Below are 15,640 nucleotides of genomic sequence, written 5' to 3'. Positions count from 1 at the left end.
CTCCAGAAAATAAAGTAACTGGCGGGCATTTCCCGCCAGCAGGGTTATTTCAGATTCTTTTTGATTATTTTTCCTGAACAGTTACGGGGCAGGTCAGTTCTTATTTCCATAAACGAGGGCACTTTGAATTTCGCCATATTTTGTTCGCAGAAATGGAAGAATTCTTCTTCCGTCAGCGTTTCGCCTTCATTAAGTACGACGAAGGCTTTAATGGCTTCGTCGCGAATCGCATCCTGAATACCAATCACCACGATGTCCTGAATTTTAGGATGTGCGGAAATGATATTTTCCAGCTCAACGCAGGAGACGTTTTCACCGCCGCGTTTAATCATGTTGCAGCGCCGGTCGACAAAATAGAAAAAGCCGTCTTCGTCGCGATATCCGGAATCGCCGGTGTGTAACCAGCCGGTGGAGTCGAACGCTTTCGCCGTGGCGTCGGGCCTGGCGTAATAGGCTTTAAAGAGTGTTTTGCCCGGTACCCCCTTGATGCAGATTTCGCCAATCTCGCCAGCGGGCAGCGCACGGTTCTGCTCGTCGCGAATTTCCGCTTCGTAGCAAAATCCCGGACGGCCTATCGACGGCCAGCGTCGCTTATCGCCGGGTCGGTCGCCAATGATGCCGACGATGGTTTCCGTCATGCCATAGGAGGTCAGCAGGCGCACGCCGAAACGGGTGACAAAGGCGTCTTTCTCCTGTTCCGAAAGGTTAAGGTAGAACATGACTTCCCGCAGACAATGTTGGTTGTCCTGCGGTGTAACGGGTTGCGCCATGAGCGTGCGGATCATCATTGGGATGCATTCTATGACGGTCGCGCGGTATTTTCGGATCTGCTGCCAGAAGGCGCGGACGCTGTATTTTTCAATCAGCACAAACGTCGCGCCTGCCGAGAATGCTGCCATGGCGGCGGTGCATTGACAGTCGATATGAAACGCAGGCATCACCGTCAGGTAAATATCCTCTTCACGCAGGGCGCACTGCCAGGAGGAGTAGTATCCGGCAAAGCGCAGGTTGTAATGGGTGATCACCACCCCTTTTGGTCGTGACGTGGTGCCGGAGGTAAATAAGATCTCTGCGGTGTCGTCGGTAGACAGCGGTACCGTTTCCTGCAAGGCGCCCGGCTGGCGATCTTTTTGCAGTGAAAAGTGACTCACGCCGGGTTCGGTCCCGACGTTTTCGCCAACCACCCAGATAAGGGTTAACTGCGTTTCGCCTTCACGCTGGATCTCGCGGTACATCGGCAAAAACGCGGAACTGGTGACGATCTGCCTGGCCTGGCTGTTTTGCAGGATCCACGCGCTTTCGTCACGCAGCAGGCGGGCGTTGATCGGCACCATGATGGCGCCGATTTTTGCCAGTCCAAACCAGCAAAAGATAAATTCCGGGCAGTTATCCAGATGCAGGGCAACCTTATCCCCTTTGCGAATGCCTGAGGCGTGGAACAGATTCGCTGTGCGATTGATCTCCTCATTGAGCGACGCGTAGCTGTACTGTCGTATCTCCCCGTCGCTGGATTCACAAATCAGCGCCGTTTTACTGCCATGCCGTTCGGCCAAATCGTCCCACATCTGGCGTAAGTGTTGTCCGCCAACGATATCCATAGCACCTCTGTCCATTTATTCAGGCGCTAACCGGAGATGCCAGTTAGCGCGTTCGGGTTAATCCTCTACTTTGGCCAGACCTTTACTGACCAGTGACTGAATTTCAGCGTCGCTGTAGCCGATGTTATGCAGAATGGCGGCGGTATCCATGCCGTGTGACGGCATGCCGCGCCAGATTTTTCCAGGGTTATTTTTGAATTTCGGCATCACGTTTGGCCCTTTGCAACTGCGGCCATCCAGCGTTTGCCATTGGGTAATGGATTCCCGGGCAATGTACTGCGGGTTACCTTCCAGTTCCGGAATCGTCAGCACTTTGGCGCAGGCGATATTCAGCTCGGCGAAGCGTGCCTGAGCCTCGGCGAGGGTGCGTGTCGCCAGCCAGGCATCGAGTTTTTCCTCTACCAGCGGTCCGTAAGGGCATTCGATCCGGTGAATCAACTGTGTGCCTTCCGGAACCTCCGGTGTGCCCAGAATGTGCGCCAGACCAATATCCTTAAAGCATTCGGCGATTTGCGTAATACCGACCAGCTCCATCACGATGTAGCCATCGGTGCACTTATACAGTCCGCAGCCAGCGTAGTAGGGATCTTTACCTTTGGTCATTCGCGGGCATATCTCGCCGCCGTTGAAATAATCCATCATGAAATATTGACCCATACGCAGCATGACTTCGTACATTGCGACATCAATACTTTCGCCTTTGCCGGTTTCACGCGCTTTATGCAACGCCGCCAGCGCCGCGGTGGTGGCGGTCATGCCGGAAAAATAGTCGGCGGTGTACGGGAAGGCGGGCATCGGCTGGTCGACGTCGCCGTTCTGGATCAGGTAGCCGCTGAACGCCTGGGCAATGGTGTTGTAGGCTGGCAGGTGGGTGTACTCTTCGCTGCCGTACTGACCAAAACCGGATAAATGAGCGATAACCAGCTTCGGGTTATGCCGCCACAGGACGTCATCGGTAATACCGCGGCGGGCAAATGCCGGGCCTTTGCTGGCTTCAATAAAGATATCGGTGGTTTCCATTAATTTGAGAAACGCTTCCCGCCCCTCATCTTTGAAAATATTCAGCGACAGCGCGTGGAGATTACGGCGCGAAAGCTGCGGATAGTGAGGCTGGACGCGAATGGTATCGGCCCAGGCCACGTTTTCAATCCAGATAACCTCCGCGCCCCATTCAGCAAACAATTGTCCGGCGAACGGTCCGGCGATTTCGATGCCGGAAAAAACCACCCGCAGCCCGGCAAGCGGGCCAAAGGTGGGCATGGGGAGACGATTCATACCTATGCTCCTGGCAGTTATAGGTGTCCCGTAGGCCGGATAACAGCGTGAACGCCTTATCCGGCCAGGAAAAAACACCCGATAATGATTAACGGTATTGCTTCAGCACCGCGCGACCGAGGGTCAGGATTTGCATTTCGTCAGACCCACCGGAAACGCGGTCCACGCGCAGATCTCGCCAGAAGCGGCTGATACGATGATTACCGGCAATTCCAACGCCGCCCAGTACCTGCATTGCGCTGTCCACCACCTCGAACGCCGCGTTGGCGCAGAAGTATTTGCACATCGCCGCATCTCCCGAAGTAATCGTGCCGTTATCAGCCTTCCACGCGGCTTCCAGCAGCATGTTTTTCATCGAATTGAGCTTGATGGCCATGTGAGCAAATTTTTCCTGAATCAGCTGGAAGCGACCGATGGTTTCGCCAAACTGTACGCGCTGGTTAGCGTAGCGCGCTGCATCTTCAAAGGCGCACATCGCCGTACCGTAGTTGGTGAGCGCCACCAGGAACCGTTCATGATCGAACTCTTCTTTCACGCGGTTAAAGCCGTTGCCTTCCCGCCCGAACCTGTCTTTTTCATCCAGTTCGACGTCATCGAAGTTAATTTCGCAGCAACTGTCCATCCGCAGGCCGAGCTTATCGAGTTTATTCACCTGGATGCCGGGTTTCGTCATATCGACAAACCATTCGGTATAAACGGGTTTGTCAGGCGACGCGGCGTCCCGGGCCATCACCACGATATAGGGCGTGTAGGCGCTGCTGGTGATAAAACACTTACTGCCGTTGAGATAAACCTTACCATTTTTACGGGTATAGGTGGTTTTGAGGCTGCCCACATCCGATCCCGCTCCCGGTTCGGTGATTGCCGAGTTCCACATCTGTTTGCCTGTCCCCCGGAAGGCCATGATCTTATCGATCTGCTCCTGCGTGCCTTCGCGCAGGAAAGTGTTAAAACCGCCCGGCAACTGGTACAGCACATAGGTAGGCGCGCCGAGACGTCCCAGCTCCATCCAGACAGCGGCAACGGTGACGAACCCCGCTTCCAGCCCGCCATGTTCTTCCGGGATCAACAGGCTGTCGATACCCATCTCCGCCAGCGCTTTAACAAAGCGCTCCGGATACACGCTCTCACGGTCGCACTCGGCAAAATAGGCTTCCCAGTTCTCACTGGCCATCAGTTCGCGAATACCGGCGACAAACAGTTCCTGCTCGTCATTCAAGTTAAAATCCATCTTTCAACCTCTTGATCTGTTAGGGGTAATTGAGTTGTCTTTCCAGTGCGCTTTGGCGTCTTTAATAAAGGAGAGGGTCACCATAATGTTGACGAAGAACAGCGGGCAGCCGCCGGCAATGATGGCGGTTTGAATCGGCTTCAGGCCGCCAAGCGCCAGCAACACAATACCGATGACGCCCACCAGCACCGACCAGCCGATCCGCACCAGCAGCGGCGGCTCGTCGCCGTCGCGCACTTCGCGACAGGTCGACATCGCCAGTGTATACGAACAGGCGTTAATCAGCGTCACGGTGGCAATAAAGCAGAGGATGAAGAATCCCCACATGGTGGCGGTACTGAACGGCAGCGCGGCCCAGGTTTCGATAATGGCGCGCGCCACGCCGTGCTGCTCTATCAACTGCGGAATGTTGATGATGTTTTTATCCATCAATAACAGGGTGTTGCTGCCCAGCACGGTCCACAGGATCCAGGTGGAGGCGGTCAGCCCTAACACCATCCCAAAACACAGTTCGCGCACGGTGCGTCCACGGGAAATGCGCGCCAGGAAGATGCTCATCTGAATGGCGTAAATCACCCACCACGCCCAGTAAAAAACGGTCCAGCCCTGAGGGAAGCCACCTTTGGCGATAGGATCGGTATAGAACAACATGCGCGGCAGATACATCAGCAGCGTGCCCACCGAATCGGTGAAGTAGTTCATGATGAAGCTGGCGCCGCTGACGATAAACACCCAGCCGAGCATCATGAAGCTCAGATAGCTGCGCACGTCGCTGGCGATACGCACCCCTTTTTGCAGGCCGCAGGCCACGCAAATCGCGTTGAGGATGATCCAGCAGGTGATAATAATGGCGTCCAGCTCCAGGGTATGCGGGATCCCGAACAGGTATTGCATACATTCCGTGACCAGCGGCGTCGCAAGGCCCAGGCTGGTGCCCATCGCGAAAATCAGCGCGACGAGATAGAAGTTATCAATGATGGTGCCGAGCAGCCCTTTGGCATGTTTTTCCCCCACCAGCGGCACCAGCGTGGAGCTGGGACGGATCACGTCCATTTTGCGGACAAAAAAGAAGTAGGCGAAGGCGACAGAAAGGAAGCTGTAGGTCGCCCACGGCAGCGGTCCCCAGTGGAACAGGCTGTATGCGAGGCCCAGTTCTTTCGCGCTGGTTGAGTGAGCGGCAAAGCCAAACGGCGGGGTCGAGATATAGTAGTAAATCTCAATCGAGCCCCAGAACAGCACAGCGGCAGAGGTACAGGAGGCGAACATCATAAAGATCCAGCTGGCAGTGCTGAACTCCGGTTTCTCATCGCCAAGTTTCTTTTTGGCGTAGGGGCCAAATACCAGCCAGAACCAGCCGATAAGCATGACGACCATATACCATTCGAAGGCCCATCCCCAGATATTGGTGACATAACTGAAGACGGCATTAATAACAATATTCGCTGCGTCTAAATCGCGAACCGTTAGCCAGCAAAGTATTCCGACAATGATTAATGGTGGAAAGAAAACCTTTGGCTCAATGCCGGACTTTCTCTTTTCATTTTTCATGCGCTAATTCCAGTTTAAAAATGAATGTATTATTCGTTCCCAATTGTTCTATTTTTATTACATAGTTGTTGATGGTCATTTAACCTCGGGGCGCGTGAGCGAATAACTCATAATGGGTATTCGCGTGGCTGTGTTCTGTTACCCTCATCACACTTTTCAGACGGGCTGTCCTGGGGTGTTGATATTGATATTTTTATTTTTAATCAATAAGTTAATGGTGTGTTTGGCGCTTTTTATACCCGTCGGCGTTCAATATTGGTGATCCGTAAAACAATATTGAAAATTAGCTGTTGTATTCGCTTGTGTTCAATATTGGTGAAGCGGTTAACAATATTGAAAGTTGAAATCATCAGTGTGTGACATTTTCAATAATGGTGATTAAGGTTTTATTTCGGAATTAACGTGCGTGCTATCTGTAATTAACACCGCCGATATTCATGACTTCTGGAGATGCAATGAAGATATTGACTTGCTATAAAAGCGTACCTGATGAACAGGATATTTCGATTAATAATGCTGACGGTTCCCTGGATATCAGCAAAGCCGAAAGCAAAATCAGCCAGTACGATTTGAATGCGATTGAAGCCGCCTGCCAGCTTAAACAGCAGGTCAGCGACGCGCAGGTTATCGCCCTGAGCGTGGGCGGCAAAGCGCTAACCAATGCGAAGGGACGCAAAGACGTGCTGTCGCGCGGTCCGGATGAGCTGGTAGTGGTCATTGACGACCCGTTTGAACAGGCGCTCCCGCAGCAGACGGCCAGCGCTCTGGCGGCCGCAGCGCAAAAGCGGGGGTTCGATCTGCTGATTTGCGGCGACGGATCGTCCGATCTGTACGCGCAGCAGGTTGGTCTGTTGGTCGGCGAAATCCTCAACATTCCGGCGGTTAACGGCGTCAGCAAGATCCTCTCGCTGAGCGACAGCACGCTGACCGTTGAGCGTGAGCTGGAAGACGAAATCGAAACCCTCTGCATCCCGCTACCTGCCGTGGTGGCGGTATCCACTGACATTAACTCTCCGCAAATCCCGTCTATGAAGGCCATTCTGGGCGCGGCGAAAAAACCGGTTCAGGTCTGGTCTGCGGCGGATATTGGGTTTAACGCAGGGGAAGCGCGTTCCTCACAAACAGTAGCCGCGCCGAAGCAGCGAGAACGCCTGCGCAAAGTGATTGAAGGCGATGGTGAAGAGCAGATCGCCGCATTTGCCGACAGTTTGCGCAAGATGATTAATTAAAAGGGGATGTTATGAGCAAGTTTTCCAGCGTCTGGGTTTTCAGCGATATGACTTCACGCCTGCCGGAACTGATCGGCGGCGCGCGGATTTTAGGTGAACAAGTGAATGCGTTTGTGCAGCACGCCGACGAGGAGACAACGGCGTTGCAGTGCGGTGCGGAGCACGTGTGGCTGTTGCAGGGGAAACCGGACGACCGCATGGTGGAGGATTATGCGGACGTCATTGCGCAGACCATCCGTCAGCAGGGCGACGCCGGACTGGTTTTGCTGCCCAATACCCGTCGCGGCAAGCTACTGGCGGCTAAGCTGGGCCATCGTCTCGCCGCGGCGGTCTCAAACGACGCCAGCGACGTACTCTGCCAGGACGGTCATGCACAGGTCAAACATATGGTGTATGGCGGCCTGGCGATAGGGAACGAGACCGTGACATCGCCTTTCGCGGTGATCACGCTCAATAGCGGGACGTTTGACGCGCCGCAGCCGGACGCGTCACGCAGCGGCGAGACGCATATTGTGGCATGGCAGGCGCCGGAGATAAGCGTAACCCGTACCGCCATCGAGGCGCGTCAGAGCCAGCGCGTCGACCTCGACAAAGCGCGGCTGGTGGTCAGCGTGGGGCGCGGCATCGGCAGCCAGGAGAATATCGCGCTGGCACAAGCGCTATGTCAGGCCATCGGCGCCGAACTGGCCTGCTCTCGTCCGGTTGCGGAAAACGAGAAGTGGATGGCGCATGAGCGCTATGTCGGGATCTCTAATCTGATGCTGAAACCCGAGCTGTATCTGGCGGTGGGGATCTCCGGGCAGATCCAGCACATGGTTGGGGCGAACGGCGCGCAGACCATCTTTGCCATTAACAAAGACAAAAATGCGCCGATCTTTCAGTACGCGGACTACGGCATTGTCGGCGATGCGCTGAAGATCCTTCCTGCGCTGACCGCCGCTCTGGCGCGCTAATCCACACCAGCAGGGAGGATGTATGTCTGAAGATATCTTTGACGCCATTATCGTAGGGGCAGGGCTCGCCGGGTCCGTTGCGGCATTGGTGCTTGCCCGGGAAGGGGCGCAAGTGCTGGTTATCGAACGTGGGAATTCGGCGGGCGCGAAGAATGTCACCGGCGGGCGCATTTACGCGCACAGTCTCGAACGCATTATCCCGGGGTTTGCGCAGCAGGCTCCCGTTGAGCGCATCATCACTCACGAAAAATTGTCCTTTATGACCGATCGCGGTGCGATGACGGTGGACTATCTCAACGCGGAAAGCGCTTCGCCAGCAGAGGTTTCTTATTCGGTGCTGCGCAGCCGGTTTGACGGCTGGCTGATGGATCAGGCCGAAGCGGCGGGCGCACAGCTGATTGCCGGGATCCGCGTGGATAACGTGGTTCAGCGCGATGGCAAAGTGGTGGGCGTTGAAGCCGACGGCGAGATCATTGAAGGAAATGTGGTGATCCTCGCCGACGGGGTGAACTCCCTGCTCGCGGAAAAGCTGGGGATGGCGAAACGGGTCGACGCTGCGCACGTCGCGGTGGGGGTGAAAGAGCTGATCGAACTGCCGAAAGCGGTTATTGAGGATCGTTTTCAGCTCCAGGGCAACGAAGGCGCGGCCTGCCTGTTCGCCGGTTCGCCTACCGATGGCCTGATGGGCGGCGGCTTCCTCTATACCAATGAAAGTACGCTTTCGCTGGGGCTGGTATGTGGTCTTCATCATTTACAGGAGGCGAAAAAATCGGTTCCGCAAATGCTGGAAGATTTTAAACAGCATCCGGCCGTCGCGCCGCTGATAGCCGGCGGCAAGCTGGTTGAATATGCGGCGCATGTCGTACCGGAAGCCGGGATGAACATGCAGCCTGAACTGGTAGGCGACGGTGTGCTGATTGCCGGCGATGCCGCAGGAATGTGCCTGAACCTGGGATTCACCATTCGCGGTATGGATTTAGCCGTTGCCGCTGGCGAAGCGGCGGCAAAAGCGGTGCTCTCGGCGAGGCTGCGCAATGATTTTAGCCGTCAGGGGCTGGCAACGTATCGCCAGTACCTGGAAGACGGCCCGCTACGGGATATGCGGATGTATCAGCGTTTGCCCGCGCTGCTGGATAATCCCCGGATGTTTACCCGCTACCCGGAAATGGCGGTGGGGATCGCCCGCGACCTGTTCACCGTCGACGGCAGCGCGCCGGTGCCGCTGCGTAAGAAAATCCTGCGTCACGCGAAAAACGTGGGCTTCATCAATCTGATGAAAGATGGTCTGAAAGGAGTGACCGCATTATGACTTCTCCCGTCAATGTGGACGTCAAACTGGGCGTCAATAAATTCAATGTCGATGAGGAGCATCCGCACATCATCGTGAAAAACGATGCGAATCAGCAGGTGCTGGATGTACTGGTCAAGGCGTGCCCTGCCGGGCTGTACAAAAAACAGGATGACGGCAGCGTGCGTTTTGACTATGCGGGATGCCTGGAATGCGGTACCTGCCGCATCCTCGGGCTGGGGACGGCGCTGGAGAAATGGGAATACCCGCGCGGCACCTTTGGTGTGGAATTTCGCTACGGCTAAACCGGGCGCCGGATGGCGATGCGAAGGGTCATCCGGCAGGATGTTTACACAGGATATGCTCATGCAACAGCCACGGAATTTTGAGGACATAAAATTTTCATCCATTCACCGCAGGATCATGCTGTGGGGAAGCGGAGGTCCCTTCCTCGACGGCTATGTGCTGGTGATAATTGGCGTTGCGCTTGAGCAACTTACGCCAGCGCTCAAACTTGACGCCGGGTGGCTGGGGCTGCTCGGCGCTGGCACCCTGGCCGGGCTGTTCGTCGGAACCTCGCTGTTTGGCTATATCTCTGACAAGGTCGGGCGACGAAAAATGTTCCTTATCGATATCATCGCGATTGGGGTGATATCGCTGGCGACCATGTTTGTTTCCACCCCAGCGGAACTGCTGGTGATGCGGGTGTTGATCGGTGTGGTGATCGGCGCGGATTATCCGATTGCCACCTCCATGATTACCGAGTTTTCCAACACCCGTCAGCGGGCGTTCTCCATCTGTTTTATTGCCGCCATGTGGTATGTCGGCGCGACCTGTGCCGATCTGGTTGGTTACTGGCTGTATGACGTGGAGGGCGGCTGGCGCTGGATGCTGGGTAGTGCGGTCATTCCCTGTATTTTGATCCTGGTTGGACGCTTCGATCTGCCTGAGTCGCCGCGCTGGTTGCTGCGCAAGGGACGAGTGAAAGAGTGTGAAGCGATGATGATTAAGCTGTTTGGCGAGCCGGTAGCGTTTGAAGAAGAACCGCCGCAGGAAACGCGCTTTTTACAGCTTTTTAATCGTCGTCACTTCCCGTTTGTGCTGTTTGTCGCGGCTATCTGGACCTGTCAGGTGATCCCGATGTTTGCCATTTACACCTTTGGTCCGCAGATTGTGGGGTTGTTGGGACTGGGGGCCGGGAAAAGCGCCGCGCTGGGCAACGTGGTCATCAGTCTGTTCTTTATGCTGGGCTGCATTCCTCCCATGTTCTGGCTCAACAGCGCGGGTCGACGACCCCTGCTGATCGGCAGTTTTGTAATGATGACGCTGGCGTTAGCGGTGTTGGGGCTGATACCGGAAATGGGGATTGGGCTGGTGGTCACGGCGTTTGCGGTTTACGCCTTTTTTTCCGGCGGGCCGGGAAACCTTCAGTGGTTATATCCGAATGAGCTGTTTCCTACCGATATTCGCGCCTCGGCGGTCGGCGTCATCATGTCGTTGAGCCGTATTGGCACTATCCTTTCGACCTGGGCGCTGCCGATCTTCATTACAAAATACGGCATCAGTTACGTCATGTTGATGGGCGCCGGAATTTCGCTGGTTGGGCTGTTAATCTCCATTGCCTTCGCCCCTGAAACCCGTGGCCTGACGTTGGCTGAAACCAGCACCATGACCCTCCGCAGGTCGCCGCTGCGCTAACGACGCCATTCAGAGTGTTCTGCATTTGCGTTCAGCGTCAACCCCTTAGGCTACAGTTAACGGGTAAGTAACAGAAAATGACTGAAAAGCAGGGAGAACACCATGCAAAAGCATCGACTGATCGCGTCTATTTTGGCCGCAGCAACCGTCTTCACCGTCGTGGGCTGTTCCTCAAACCAGGCGGTACGCACCACCGACGGCAGAACCATTGTCACCGACGGCAAACCACAGGTGGATGACGACACCGGGCTGGTATCTTACAAAAACGCCGAAACCGGTCAGACGGAACAAATTAACCGTGACCAGGTGAAAAACATGAGCGAGCTGGATAACTAATTCAGTTTTATCCATTAGGCTGCTCAATTATATTCACTATTAGCCTGTTCGATTAGTGACTACACTCTGTTACAAAACAGAGCACTAAAAAAACAGGCTAAACATGATCCTCATTATTTACGCGCATCCTTATCCGCAGCATTCGCATGCGAATAGACGGATGCTTGAACAGGCAAGGACCCTGGAAGGGGTTGAAGTACGTTCGCTGTATCAACTTTATCCCGACTTCAATATCGACATCGCCGCTGAACAGGAGGCGCTTTCCCGTGCCGATCTGATTATCTGGCAGCATCCGATGCAGTGGTACAGCGTGCCACCTTTGCTCAAACTTTGGATGGATAAGGTGCTCTCTCACGGCTGGGCCTACGGTCACGGCGGCACGGCGTTGCAGGGGAAACAGTTGATGTGGGCGGTTACGACCGGCGGGGGCGAGAATCATTTCGAGATCGGCTCGCATCCGGGATTTGCGGTGCTTTCACAACCTCTCCAGGCGACGGCGCTTTATTGTGGTCTCAACTGGCTCCCGCCGTTTGCGATGCACTGCACGTTTATCTGCGATGATGAAACCCTGCAAGCGCAGGCGCGGCGTTATAAACAACGTTTGCTGGAGTGGCAGGAGGCGCACAATGGATAGCCATACGCTGATACAGGCGCTGATTTATCTCGGTTCCGCGGCACTGATTGTCCCGATTGCTGTGCGGCTCGGTCTGGGGTCGGTGCTCGGCTATCTGATTGCCGGGTGCATCATTGGTCCCTGGGGACTTCGGTTGGTCACTGACGCAGAGTCGATACTGCACTTTGCGGAAATCGGCGTGGTGCTGATGCTGTTTGTCATTGGCCTTGAGCTGGATCCCCAGCGTCTCTGGAAGCTCCGGGCCTCGGTGTTTGGCGGCGGCGCGCTACAGATGGTCGTGTGCGGCGGGCTGATCGGCCTGTTCTGTATGTTCCTCGGCCTGCGTTGGCAGGTGGCGGAGCTGATCGGCCTGACCCTGGCGCTCTCCTCCACGGCGATAGCGATGCAGGCAATGAATGAGCGAAATCTTACCGTCTCGCAGATGGGGCGCAGCGCCTTTGCGGTGCTGCTGTTTCAGGATATTGCGGCTATACCGCTGGTGGCGATGATCCCCCTGCTGGCAGCCAGCGGCGCGTCAACAACGCTGGGCGCGTTTGCGCTGTCAGCGCTGAAGGTGGTCGGCGCGCTGGCGCTGGTGATTTTGCTTGGGCGCTATGTCACGCGTCCGGCGTTGCGCTTTGTCGCGCGTTCTGGTTTGCGCGAAGTGTTCAGCGCCGTGGCGTTGTTTCTGGTGTTCGGCTTCGGTCTGTTGCTGGAAGAAGTGGGGCTGTCAATGGCGATGGGCGCGTTTCTGGCAGGTGTACTGCTGGCAAGCTCGGAGTATCGTCACGCTCTGGAAAGCGATATTGAACCGTTTAAAGGCCTGCTGCTTGGGCTGTTCTTTATCGGCGTCGGCATGTCGATAGACTTCGGTACGCTTATTGATAATCCTTTGCGCATTATCATTCTGCTGGTGGGCTTTCTGGTTATTAAGACCGGCATGTTATGGCTGATTGCCCGCCCGCTGAAGGTGCCGAATAAACAGCGTCGTTGGTTCGCGGTGCTGCTGGGACAGGGCAGCGAGTTCGCGTTTGTGGTGTTTGGCGCGGCGCAGATGGCGGGCGTGTTGGATCCGGAATGGGCGAAAGCGCTGACGCTGGCGGTGGCGCTCTCAATGGCCGCGACGCCGATCTTCCTCGTCATCCTTACCCGTCTGGAGAAAAATGCCGCCGGGGAAGAACGCGAAGCGGATGAAATCGATGAGGAACAGCCGCGGGTGATTATTTCCGGCTTTGGGCGCTTCGGGCAGATTACCGGCCGTTTGCTGCTCTCCAGCGGGGTAAAAATGGTGGTCCTCGACCATGACCCGGATCATATTGAAACGCTGCGCAAATTCGGCATGAAGGTGTTTTACGGCGACGCAACGCGAATGGATCTGCTGGAATCCGCCGGGGCGGCGAAAGCGGAAGTGCTAATCAACGCCATTGACGATCCGCAAACCAGCCTGGCGCTGACGGAAATGGTCAAAGCGCATTTCCCGAATTTGCAGATTATCGCCCGCGCGCGTGATGTCGATCACTACATTCGTCTGCGTCAGGCCGGGGTGGAGCAACCTGAGCGTGAAACCTTTGAAGGTGCGTTGAAAACCGGACGGCTGGCGCTGGAAAATCTCGGGCTGGGACGCTACGAGGCACGCGAGCGCGCCGATCTGTTCCGCCGCTATAACACCCGAATGGTTGAGGAGATGGCGAAGGGCGAAAACGATACCACTTCTCGTGCGGCAGTATATAAACGTACCAGCGCGATGCTCAGCGAAATCATCACCGAGGACCGTGAACATTTGTCGTTGGTACAGCGTCACGGCTGGCAGGGAACGGAGGAAGGCAAGCACACCGGCGACATCGCCGATGAGCCGGACGTTAAACCGCCAACCGGGGTAAAAGTGTGATGTACCGCAAACTTTACTACTAAGTCGCTGTTTTTAAATTACTGTAATGCAGCGAGTCCACCCGCAAGACGTGGACTCGCCAGCAGAACGGAAAATTTTCGTGTTCTTCCTCTTTTCGTCAGTCGACGAAAGATTGCTCTTTACGTATAGTGGCGACAATTTTTTTGTATCCGGGAATGAATAAATGATCAGTCTGATTGCTGCGTTAGCGGTAGATCGCGTTATTGGCATGGAAAACGCCATGCCGTGGAATCTGCCTGCCGATCTCGCCTGGTTTAAACGCAATACCTTAAATAAGCCTGTAGTGATGGGACGCCATACCTGGGAATCCATCGGACGTCCGCTGCCGGGACGTAAAAATATAGTCATCAGCAGCCAGCCGGGCACAGACGACCGCGTTCAGTGGGTAAAATCCGTTGATGAAGCGCTGGTTGCCTGCGGCGATGCGCCAGAGATTATGGTGATTGGCGGTGGACGCGTGTATGAGCAGTTCCTGCCGAAAGCGGACAAGCTTTACCTGACGCATATCGACGCGGAGGTGGAAGGGGACACGCACTTCCCGGATTACGATCCGGACGACTGGGAATCGGTGTTCAGAGAATTTCACGATGCCGATGCACAGAACTCTCACAGCTATTGCTTCGAGATCCTGGAGCGTCGTTAATCCGCTTTATGCCGGAGGGTTGTCTGCGACCGGTCAATCTCGTGTGGGCCGGATAAGCGCAACGCCATCCGGCACGCATCGTCAGGCGTTGACCGCTTCGCCTTCGCCCATATCCATCTGACGATTCGACGGCTGGACAAAATAACGCTTGTCTTCCCAGCGTAGACAGGTCAACTCTCCGCCCCAGCAGCAGCCGGTATCCAGCGCATAAATCCCTTCCGGCGTACCTTTGCCTTCCAGCGAGGCCCAATGCCCAAAGGCGATGCTGTATTCCTCACTTACCGGACCGGGAATGGCGAACCACGGCTTTAGCGGCGCGGGCGCGTCTTCGGGTGACTCTTTGCTGTACATGTCCAGTTGACCGTTCGGGAAGCAATACCGCATACGGGTAAAGGCGTTAGTGATAAAACGCAGACGCGCCAGTCCTGTTAGCGCTGGCGACCAGTTATTCGGCATGTCGCCGTACATCGCATCAAGGAAGAAAGGATAAGAGTCGCTCGACAGCACGGCTTCGACATCGCGCGCGCACTCTTTCGCCGTCTGCAGATCCCACTGCGGCGTAATCCCCGCATGGGCCATTACCAGCTTTTTCTCTTCGTCGATCTGTAACAGCGGCTGGCGGCGCAGCCAGTTCAGCAGTTCGTCAGCGTCGGGCGCTTCCAGCAGGGGGCCTAACCGATCTTTGGGTTTGTTACGGCTTATTCCGGCAAACACCGCCAACAGATGAAGGTCGTGATTGCCCAGCACCAGGCGTACGCAGTCGCCGAGTGACTTCACATAGCGCAGCACGTCCAGCGAGCCGGGGCCGCGAGCGACTAAATCACCGGTAAGCCAGAGGGTATCGGATTCGGGGGTAAATTTTACCTGGTCTAACAATGCGATCAGTTCATCGTAGCAACCGTGAACGTCGCCAATAAGGTATGTTGCCATAGCTATTGTTTTAGTGAATGAGTGTTGGAACGGCGAGTCGGAAAACAGGAATATCGATGGTAAAGGCGACGCCGTTCTCATCAATCATCTCGTAATGACCCTGCATAGTGCCCAGCGGCGTTTCAATCACCGCACCGCTGGTGTACTGGTATTCTTCGCCAGGATCAATGTGCGGCTGAACGCCCACCACGCCTTCTCCCTGGACTTCGGTTTCACGGCCATGACCATTGGTAATTAACCAGTAGCGTCCCAATAGCTGCACTGGCGCTCGCCCCAGATTGCGGATGGTTACGGTATAGGCAAAAACGTAACGTTCATCATCAGGTGAAGATTGCGCCTCAATATAGACGCTTTGTACCTGAACACACACTCGGGGCGAATTGATCATG

Annotated in this window: 15 protein-coding genes; 9 read left to right on the top strand and 6 right to left on the bottom strand. The window is 55.4% G+C overall.

What is annotated here, in order from left to right; all coding sequences use genetic code 11:
* Nucleotides 1-44: 44 nt before the first annotated feature.
* From caiC to caiT, 4 genes are all read right to left on the bottom strand, one after another.
* Nucleotides 45-1,598: a crotonobetaine/carnitine-CoA ligase gene (gene caiC, locus APU02_RS17240; protein WP_060570758.1), complete on the bottom strand. Its 1,554-nt coding sequence runs from the start codon at nucleotides 1,596-1,598 to the stop codon at nucleotides 45-47.
* A 57-nt stretch (nucleotides 1,599-1,655) separates the two neighbouring features.
* On the bottom strand, nucleotides 1,656-2,873 hold the full coding sequence (gene caiB, locus APU02_RS17235) for an L-carnitine CoA-transferase (RefSeq protein ID WP_060570757.1): 1,218 nt from the start codon (nucleotides 2,871-2,873) through the stop codon (nucleotides 1,656-1,658).
* Between the two features lie 88 nt (nucleotides 2,874-2,961).
* Nucleotides 2,962-4,104 (bottom strand): crotonobetainyl-CoA dehydrogenase, encoded by a 1,143-nt coding sequence (gene caiA, locus APU02_RS17230; RefSeq protein WP_060570756.1) that lies wholly within the window; start codon nucleotides 4,102-4,104, stop codon nucleotides 2,962-2,964.
* A 3-nt stretch (nucleotides 4,105-4,107) separates the two neighbouring features.
* Complete coding sequence (gene caiT, locus APU02_RS17225; RefSeq protein ID WP_060570755.1) at nucleotides 4,108-5,652, bottom strand: L-carnitine/gamma-butyrobetaine antiporter; 1,545 nt, start codon at nucleotides 5,650-5,652, stop codon at nucleotides 4,108-4,110.
* A gap of 455 nt (nucleotides 5,653-6,107) precedes the next feature.
* Here caiT and APU02_RS17220 point away from each other — a divergent pair, with 455 nt between their 5' ends.
* From APU02_RS17220 to folA, 9 genes are all read left to right on the top strand, one after another.
* Nucleotides 6,108-6,881, top strand: a complete 774-nt coding sequence (locus APU02_RS17220; RefSeq protein ID WP_060570754.1) for an electron transfer flavoprotein FixA — start codon at nucleotides 6,108-6,110, stop codon at nucleotides 6,879-6,881.
* 11 nt (nucleotides 6,882-6,892) lie between these two features.
* Nucleotides 6,893-7,834 carry an electron transfer flavoprotein subunit alpha/FixB family protein gene (locus APU02_RS17215; RefSeq protein WP_060570753.1) on the top strand — a complete coding sequence of 314 codons (942 nt, stop codon included), beginning with the start codon at nucleotides 6,893-6,895 and terminating at the stop codon, nucleotides 7,832-7,834.
* 22 nt (nucleotides 7,835-7,856) lie between these two features.
* On the top strand, nucleotides 7,857-9,143 hold the full coding sequence (gene fixC, locus APU02_RS17210) for an FAD-dependent oxidoreductase FixC (RefSeq protein WP_060570752.1): 1,287 nt from the start codon (nucleotides 7,857-7,859) through the stop codon (nucleotides 9,141-9,143).
* Nucleotides 9,140-9,427: a ferredoxin-like protein FixX gene (gene fixX, locus APU02_RS17205; protein ID WP_060570751.1), complete on the top strand. Its 288-nt coding sequence runs from the start codon at nucleotides 9,140-9,142 to the stop codon at nucleotides 9,425-9,427. The genes fixC and fixX overlap by 4 nt, the downstream gene beginning before the upstream one ends.
* A 61-nt stretch (nucleotides 9,428-9,488) precedes the next feature.
* On the top strand, nucleotides 9,489-10,820 hold the full coding sequence (locus APU02_RS17200; RefSeq protein ID WP_060570750.1) for an MFS transporter: 1,332 nt from the start codon (nucleotides 9,489-9,491) through the stop codon (nucleotides 10,818-10,820).
* A gap of 102 nt (nucleotides 10,821-10,922) precedes the next feature.
* Nucleotides 10,923-11,156: a YgdI/YgdR family lipoprotein gene (locus APU02_RS17195; protein ID WP_042290152.1), complete on the top strand. Its 234-nt coding sequence runs from the start codon at nucleotides 10,923-10,925 to the stop codon at nucleotides 11,154-11,156.
* Nucleotides 11,157-11,259: 103 nt separating this feature from the next.
* Nucleotides 11,260-11,790, top strand: a complete 531-nt coding sequence (kefF, locus tag APU02_RS17190) for a glutathione-regulated potassium-efflux system oxidoreductase KefF (protein WP_060570749.1) — start codon at nucleotides 11,260-11,262, stop codon at nucleotides 11,788-11,790.
* Nucleotides 11,783-13,657: a glutathione-regulated potassium-efflux system protein KefC gene (gene kefC, locus APU02_RS17185; RefSeq protein ID WP_060570748.1), complete on the top strand. Its 1,875-nt coding sequence runs from the start codon at nucleotides 11,783-11,785 to the stop codon at nucleotides 13,655-13,657. Before kefF ends, kefC begins: the two co-directional genes overlap by 8 nt.
* Before the next feature lie 184 nt (nucleotides 13,658-13,841).
* Nucleotides 13,842-14,321, top strand: coding sequence for a type 3 dihydrofolate reductase (folA, locus tag APU02_RS17180; protein ID WP_060570747.1), 480 nt, complete (start codon nucleotides 13,842-13,844; stop codon nucleotides 14,319-14,321).
* Nucleotides 14,322-14,402: 81 nt separating this feature from the next.
* On the opposite strand, the gene apaH is transcribed toward folA, so the two are convergent.
* Together apaH and apaG are read right to left on the bottom strand one after the other, a co-directional pair.
* A complete protein-coding gene (gene apaH, locus APU02_RS17175; RefSeq protein ID WP_042290143.1) occupies nucleotides 14,403-15,251 on the bottom strand; it encodes a bis(5'-nucleosyl)-tetraphosphatase (symmetrical) ApaH in 849 nt (282 codons plus the stop codon).
* A 10-nt stretch (nucleotides 15,252-15,261) separates the two neighbouring features.
* Nucleotides 15,262-15,639 carry a Co2+/Mg2+ efflux protein ApaG gene (apaG, locus tag APU02_RS17170; RefSeq protein ID WP_042290141.1) on the bottom strand — a complete coding sequence of 126 codons (378 nt, stop codon included), beginning with the start codon at nucleotides 15,637-15,639 and terminating at the stop codon, nucleotides 15,262-15,264.
* Nucleotide 15,640 lies beyond the last annotated feature (1 nt).

This window comes from Citrobacter sp. 50677481, assembly GCF_001463265.1.
Classification (GTDB): Bacteria; Pseudomonadota; Gammaproteobacteria; order Enterobacterales; family Enterobacteriaceae; genus Citrobacter_A; species Citrobacter_A sedlakii.
Note: the sequence above shows the minus strand (reverse complement) of the source record. Positions and strands in the feature narration are given on the sequence as shown.